The sequence below is a fragment of the Roseateles puraquae genome (genome assembly GCF_002205845.1).
Lineage (GTDB): Bacteria > Pseudomonadota > Gammaproteobacteria > Burkholderiales > Burkholderiaceae_C > Pelomonas > Pelomonas puraquae.
The window spans coordinates 24,520-30,935 of sequence record NZ_NISI01000023.1 but is presented as its reverse complement, the minus strand read 5'-3'; the positions used below and the strand labels follow the sequence as shown (position 1 = coordinate 30,935).

Below are 6,416 nucleotides of genomic sequence, written 5' to 3'. Positions count from 1 at the left end.
ATCGCCGCCGTCAGCGTCGTCTTGCCATGGTCCACGTGACCGATCGTGCCCACGTTCACGTGCGGCTTGGTCCGTTCAAACTTGCCTTTTGCCATCTTGCGCTCCTGAGGCGAACCCGTTGAGACGAGTAGAAAAAGAGAAAAGAGGTGGTGCCCATGACGCGGATCGAACGCGTGACCTCTCCCTTACCAAGGGAGTGCTCTACCACTGAGCCACATGGGCATCGGCACGGGTTTGACGCCAGGATCGCTGGCTGGCAAACCGGTGTCGACGTCAGCCGACCAAACTCGCTCTGTTGGAGCGGGAAACGGGAATCGAACCCGTGTCATTAGCTTGGAAGGCTAAGGTTCTACCATTGAACTACTCCCGCCCTGGGAGCCTTGAACCTCGGTGAATCGCCCGACGCGGGCAACGAACCTTGGTGGAGGAGGCTGGATTCGAACCAGCGTACGCAATGCGGGCAGATTTACAGTCTGCTGCCTTTAACCACTCGGCCACCCCTCCTGAGGCAAGCCCGCAACTATAGCACAGGATTGTTGGGGCGCAACAGATGCTCAGGAATCCAGCGGCGGATCCGGGCGTAATCACAGGCAGCGCATCGCGGCACAGGCCCAAGCGCTGCAGCAAACACTAGGCGCGCTGGCCATTTCGCGCGGCGCAACGTCGCCGGCACACAACATTGCCCGCGCGCCGCCGAGTCCAATCCAATACCAGTTTGGCGCGCGACCACACCGCGCCATGGGAGAGCGCCCGCCGCTGTCGCCCCATCCCAGCAGCCACTCGGGAAAGCCCGCACAAGCAATTGGTAGCAAAGTGGCGTTATCAGTCGTTACAGTGGCATCGCACTGGTTGGAAAGCCGACGCGCTAGGGCAGCGAAGGCCGCAACCGGACCCAAGGTGGTATGCAATGCCCGACGCAAGGACCGCCGCTCCGATTTCTTTGACCATAACGAGGAACAGTCAATGAAGGTCAAGCAGACCCCCCTTCTCTCTCCGGTTTCGCAGGCGGTGCTCGTCGCGCTGCTCGGCGCCAGCGGCGTCGCCCTGGCGCAGCAGGCGCCGGCCAACCAGCAACTCGACACGGTCACCGTCACCGGCATCCGCGCTTCGCAGGAGAAGTCGCTGGCCGTCAAGCGCAACGCCGACGCCCACATCGACGTGATCTCCGCCGAAGACATCGGCAAGATGCCTGACAAGAACGTCGCCGACTCTCTGGCGCGCGTGCCGGGCGTCACCATCCTGAACAGCCCCGCGGGCGGCTCGGGCGGTTTCGACGAGCGCGACCGCGTGGGCCTGCGCGGCACCAATCCCAGCCTGACGCAGACCCTGGTCGACGGCCACGGCATCGCCAATGGCGACTGGTTCGTGCTCGACCAGACCGGCGCCGGCGTGGGCCGCAGCGTCAGCTACTCGTTGCTGCCCTCCGAACTGGTCAGTCGCGTGGAAGTGCGCAAGAGCTCCGAAGCCTCGCTGGTGGAAGGCGGCACCGCGGGCTCGGTGAACATCATCACCCGCAAGCCGCTTGAGTTCTCGAAGGCGCTGACCTTCGAAGCCGGCGTCGGCGCCGTCTACGCCAGCCTGCCCAAGAAGACCGATCCGCAGCTCAGCGCCCTGCTGAACTGGCGTGACGACAGCAAGACCTTCGGCGTGCTGGTGCAGGCCTTCTCCGAGAAGCGCAACCTGCGCCGCGACGGCGTGGAAACGCTGGGCTTCATCAACCAGCTCACCGCCGCCAATGCCCCGACGTTGATTGCCGCGCATCCCGAACTGGCCGGCGTCTACACGCCTGACCTGATCGGCTCGGCCTACTTCACGCAGGAACGCGAGCGCAAGGGTGGCCTGGTGCGCGCGCAGTTCAAGCCCTCGCAGGACGTCGACATCACGCTGACCGGCTTCACGTCCAAGCTGGATGCCGACAACTACAACCGCAACTACATGATCGCGCCGCGCGCCGGCCTGATCGACAGCGCGACGATCTCGAACTACACGATCGCCACCGACAGCAAGGGTGTGAAGACCCTGACCAGCGCGACCTTCAACTGGGCCACGCCGTCCGCCTCGGGCTACTACGACCAGATCTCGCGCAAAGCCTCGGCCGAAAGCGGCTACCTGAGCCTGGACGGCACCTGGAAGGTGAACAACGCCCTGACGCTGACCGCCAACGCCGGCTCGTCCAAGGGCAAGGGCCAGACCCTCAGCCAGGACGTGCTGGAGCAGCGCATCGTGACGGGCCAGTCGAGCTACAAGCTCGGCGGCAATGACGCCGCGCCGTCGTTCGGCTTCACGTCGCCGACCCTGGCCGCCGACTGGATCTTCGGCAACCAGCACACCATCGTGCACGACAAGGAAGACTGGGCCCAGGTCGACGCCGAGTACACGCTCGACATGGGCATGCTCAAGTCCCTGAAGTTTGGCGCCCGCAGCGCCCAGCACAAGCGCTACACCGATCCCACCATCAGCCAGGGACCGGCCGGCGCCTGGAGCACCAACGTGCCCGCGGCCACCGGCAGCTATCCGGGCAACTTCGGCAGCGGCCTGGGCTCAGGCTTCCCGACCAACATCGCCTTCATCCCGGCCGATGCGCTGGCGGCCTACAACGCCGCCTACACCAACCGCGACCCGGTCGCCCGTCGCTCACCGTTCGACGGCGGCGAGTACAGCGTGAAGGAAACCACCACCGCGGCCTATCTGCAGGGCAACCTCGAAGGCGACAGCTGGAGCGGCAACGTGGGCCTGCGCGCGGTGCGCACCAAGCAGACCTCGGGCGCCTTCCGCGCCACGCTGCCGGGCGAGACGGCCAGCTTCTCTTCGCTGTTCGGCAGCTTCGTCGAGACCTCCGACGGCCGCTCCTACACCGACCTGCTGCCCAGCGCCAGCATCCGCGTGGACATCACCCGCAACGTGGTGGGCCGCCTGGCGCTGAGCCGCACGGTCACGCGTGCCGACTACACCGCGCTCTCGGCCTTCACGTCGCTGAACACGGCCGGCCTGTTCGGCAACAACAACCTCGTGGGCAGCGGCACCGCCGGCAACCCTGACCTGAAGCCGCTGCGCTCGACCAACTTCGATGCCAACATCGAGTGGTACTTCGCGCCGCGCGCCTTCGTGTCCATGGGCGCCTTCCACATGCAGATGGGCAGCTACATCACGAACGGCACGTTCAACGGCACCTACCCGGCCCTGATCCCGGCGACCAACGCGCCGGGCGCGCCGCAGGCGGTGGCGAACCGGCAGTTCACCATCACCGGCCTGACCAACAAGAAGGCGTCGGTGACGGGTCTGGAGTTCGCGTTCGAGACGCCGATCGCCAACAACTTCGGCATCAGCGGCAACTACACCTTCGCTGACGGTCATGACCAGGACGGCCATGTGCTGCGCGGCGACGTGAAGAACTCGTTCACGCTCGGCGGCTTCTTCGAGAACGACCAGTTCTCGGCGCGCGTCAACTACAGCTACACCGATGACATCTTCATCGGCACCGACCGCGGCACCGACTATTTCCAGAAGGCCAACGGCGTGCTGTCCGCCTCGCTCGGCTACAAGTTCAGCGACAACTTCTCGCTGAGCCTGGACGCACAGAACCTGAACGACCCGAAGCTGAAGTACTACGCTTCCGAGGTGCAGCCGCGCGCCATCTACAAGAACGGTCGCCAGTTCTACGTGACGGCGCGCATCAAGTTCTGATGCCGCGCAGCCCGCGGGAACCGGCAGGTTCACGGGCGGGCTGAGCATCGGCAACGTACGGGGAGCATGGCGACATGCTCCCCTTTTGCATGTGGAGTGCCCCATGGCCGACACCGCCACCCTCTTCAATCGACACATCGCGGCCCGCCCGGCCCAGGGCTCGACCGATCGACCGCCGCCGGTGCGCCACGTCTGCGTGGTGGGCGGCGGCACGGCCGGCTGGATGACGGCCCTGATGCTCGCCACCTCAGCCTACGGGCCCCGCCTGCAGGTCACCGTGCTGGAGTCGCCCCAGGTCGGCATCATCGGCGTGGGCGAGGGCTCGACACCCTGGCTGCGCGGCTTCTTCGAGGGCCTGGGCATCGAAGAGTCGGAATGGATGCCCGCCTGCAACGCCACTTACAAGAGCGGCATCACCTTCAAGGGCTGGTCCACGCGGCCGGGGTTCGAGAGCTACTTCCACCCCTTTGCCTCGATGCTGGACAACCTGACCATGCATCAGTTCGTCGACAACGTGCATGAGCGCCTGGGCGGTGCGGACGTGCACGCGCACCCGGACCGGTTCTTCGTGGCGGCGGCATTGGCCCGCCAAGCCCGCGCGCCGCGGGCGCCGGCGCACTTCCCGTTCGACGTCTGGTACGGGTACCACTTCGACGCCACGCTACTGGGCCAGTTCCTCGCACGCAAGGCCACGGCCTTGGGCGTGCGGCACCTGCAAGGCCACATGCGGCAGGCGGTGCTCGATGAGGCGGGCGACATCGACCACCTGCAATTGGACGACGGCAGCGCCTTGTCAGCCGACTTCTTCGTCGACTGCACCGGCTTCTCGTCCTTGCTCATCGGCCAGGCGCTGCAAACGCCGTTCATTTCCTATGCGGAGAACCTCTTCAACGACGCCGCGATCGCTATCCCGACGCCGCATGAAGGCCCGATCGAGTCGCAGACCGTCTCGACCGCCCTGGGCCACGGCTGGGCTTGGCAGATCCCGCTGACCACGCGCTGTGGCAACGGCTATGTGTACAGCAGCGCCCATTGCACGGCCGATCAGGCCGAGACCGAACTGCGCCGCCACCTCGGGCTGCTGGACGCCGACGTGCCGGCTCGCCACTTGAAGATGCGCGTGGGGCGCATGGCGCAGCAGTGGCACCGCAACTGCGTGGCGGTCGGCTTGTCGCAAGGCTTCATCGAGCCGCTGGAGGCCACGGCCCTGCTGTTCGTGCAGCGCACGGCGGCGATGCTGGTGGAGGTGCTGGAGCGCGGCGATCTTGGCCCCGCGGCACGCGCGGCGTTCAACGACACCATGAAGCAGCGCTTCGAGCACACGCGCGACTACATCGTCGCCCACTACAAGACCAACTCCCGCACCGACACGGACTACTGGCGCGACAACGCCGAGAACCTGCATCTGTCGGAGTCGCTGCAGGGCGTGCTGATGACCTGGTTGTCGCGCAAGCCGCTGATCGCCGGCCTGCAGGCGGGTCGCTTCGGCCAGGGCTACCCCGTGGTGTCGTGGTATGCCCTGCTGGCTGGCATGGGCATCTTCCCGGACGCGGATGAACTGCAGCCGCCCTCGCCCCACCAGGCCCGGCACGACCTGGCCGCAGTGGACGACTTCGTGCGGCGCAGCGCACTGAACTTTCCCGACCACCGCGAGTTGCTGGGCCATATTCCGCCGCGCCACCGCGGCAGCACGCTTCAGCTCTACCTCTGGTGATCAGCGCGTCAGCCGCTTGACGAGGTCGGCGCGCTGCGCGGCATCGGCGGCGGCATCCAGTTCGCCGAACAGATGGCGCTGTGCCGGCGGGATGTGGTCGAGCGCCGCCCCTTGCGCGCCGAACACATAGTGGCCGAACAGCGCACGCCACCCTTCGCGCTCGGCCTCGGGCAGGTGACGCAAGGCCAGCATGGCCAGGCGCAGGGCGGCCAGGTGCAGGTCGTCGGGCCGGCCGGGGGCGGCGAGCGGTCGCCACCAGTAATTCATCAGCAGGTTCAGGTGGGGCGCGAGCGCCTCGACCTGGTGAAACCACAGCGGCGGGATGTAGACCGCATCGCCCGGGCCCAGTTCGGCCACGGCAGCCTGCGCCAGCGCCTCGGCCAGCAGCGGGTAGCGCCCCCGGTCGGCGGTGTGCAGATCGGGCACAACCGACATCGGCGCCGGCGTGGGCGCATGGTCGGGCGGGCCCAGGTACAGCAGCGGTGCGCAGGCGGGCGGCAACAGCGTGAACCGCCGCCGGCCGGCCGCCACGCAGGCGATGTTGTGCGAGTCGTCGAAATGCGCAGGCACGGTGGCGCGGTTGCCGACCCACAGGCGCGGCGCAATCGCGGCGTCCAGCAAGGGCATCGGGTTGGCCGCCTCCAGGCCCGGCAAGGCTTCAGGCACCAGGGCACTCTGGGCGGCGAGGCTCGGTGGGTCGGGGAAGTGGCTGTAGCGCCAGAGCTGCTCGAACAGCGCCGCGTAAGGCCGCTGGTCGCGCAGGAAGTTGAAGCTGGCCTGGTCGGGCGAATAGCCAAAGGCCCGCGTGGGGTCGGGGCGCGCCAGCAGGGCGTCCACCGGCCGACCGGCATCGAAGCCCGACAGATAGCCCAGGCAGGCCTCCAGGCCCGCCTCGCCCTGCTTGACCAGCGGCCAGTGCGCCACCACGCCGCGCAGCACCACCGGTTCGTAGGCGGGCACCACCTCGCGCTCGAAGCGCTCGCGGGTGATGCCGTGGATTTCTTTCATCGGCTGCATG

Annotated in this window: 4 protein-coding genes and 3 tRNA genes; 2 read left to right on the top strand and 5 right to left on the bottom strand. The window is 67.1% G+C overall.

From position 1 onward, the window contains the following. From CDO81_RS26880 to CDO81_RS26865, 4 genes are all read right to left on the bottom strand, one after another. Positions 1–95, bottom strand: a 95-nt coding sequence (locus CDO81_RS26880) for a GTP-binding protein (protein ID WP_005434227.1), incomplete at its 3' end; no start/stop codon positions are given. Between the two features lie 52 nt (positions 96–147). Beyond that, a tRNA-Thr gene (locus CDO81_RS26875) sits at positions 148–222 on the bottom strand. A 74-nt stretch (positions 223–296) separates the two neighbouring features. Then, a tRNA-Gly gene (locus CDO81_RS26870) sits at positions 297–370 on the bottom strand. Between the two features lie 49 nt (positions 371–419). Next, positions 420–504, bottom strand: a tRNA-Tyr gene (locus CDO81_RS26865). A 459-nt stretch (positions 505–963) separates the two neighbouring features. Here CDO81_RS26865 and CDO81_RS26860 point away from each other — a divergent pair. Next, positions 964–3,684 (top strand): TonB-dependent receptor, encoded by a 2,721-nt coding sequence (locus CDO81_RS26860; protein WP_088486343.1) that lies wholly within the window; start codon positions 964–966, stop codon positions 3,682–3,684. Positions 3,685–3,787: 103 nt separating this feature from the next. Continuing rightward, positions 3,788–5,398 (top strand): tryptophan halogenase family protein, encoded by a 1,611-nt coding sequence (locus tag CDO81_RS26855; RefSeq protein WP_088486342.1) that lies wholly within the window; start codon positions 3,788–3,790, stop codon positions 5,396–5,398. Here CDO81_RS26855 and CDO81_RS26850 read toward each other — a convergent pair whose 3' ends face one another. After that, positions 5,399–6,415, bottom strand: a complete 1,017-nt coding sequence (locus CDO81_RS26850) for a cupin-like domain-containing protein (protein WP_158218445.1) — start codon at positions 6,413–6,415, stop codon at positions 5,399–5,401. Between the last annotated feature and the right edge of the window lies 1 nt (position 6,416).

Excerpts from the sequence above, each read along its gene's own strand:
- CDO81_RS26860 (WP_088486343.1), top strand. The coding sequence starts at position 964 with ATGAAGGTCAAGCAGACCCCCCTTCTCTCTCCGGTTTCGCAGGCGGTG.
- CDO81_RS26855 (WP_088486342.1), top strand. The coding sequence starts at position 3,788 with ATGGCCGACACCGCCACCCTCTTCAATCGACACATCGCGGCCCGCCCG.
- CDO81_RS26850 (WP_158218445.1), bottom strand. The coding sequence starts at position 6,415 with ATGCAGCCGATGAAAGAAATCCACGGCATCACCCGCGAGCGCTTCGAG.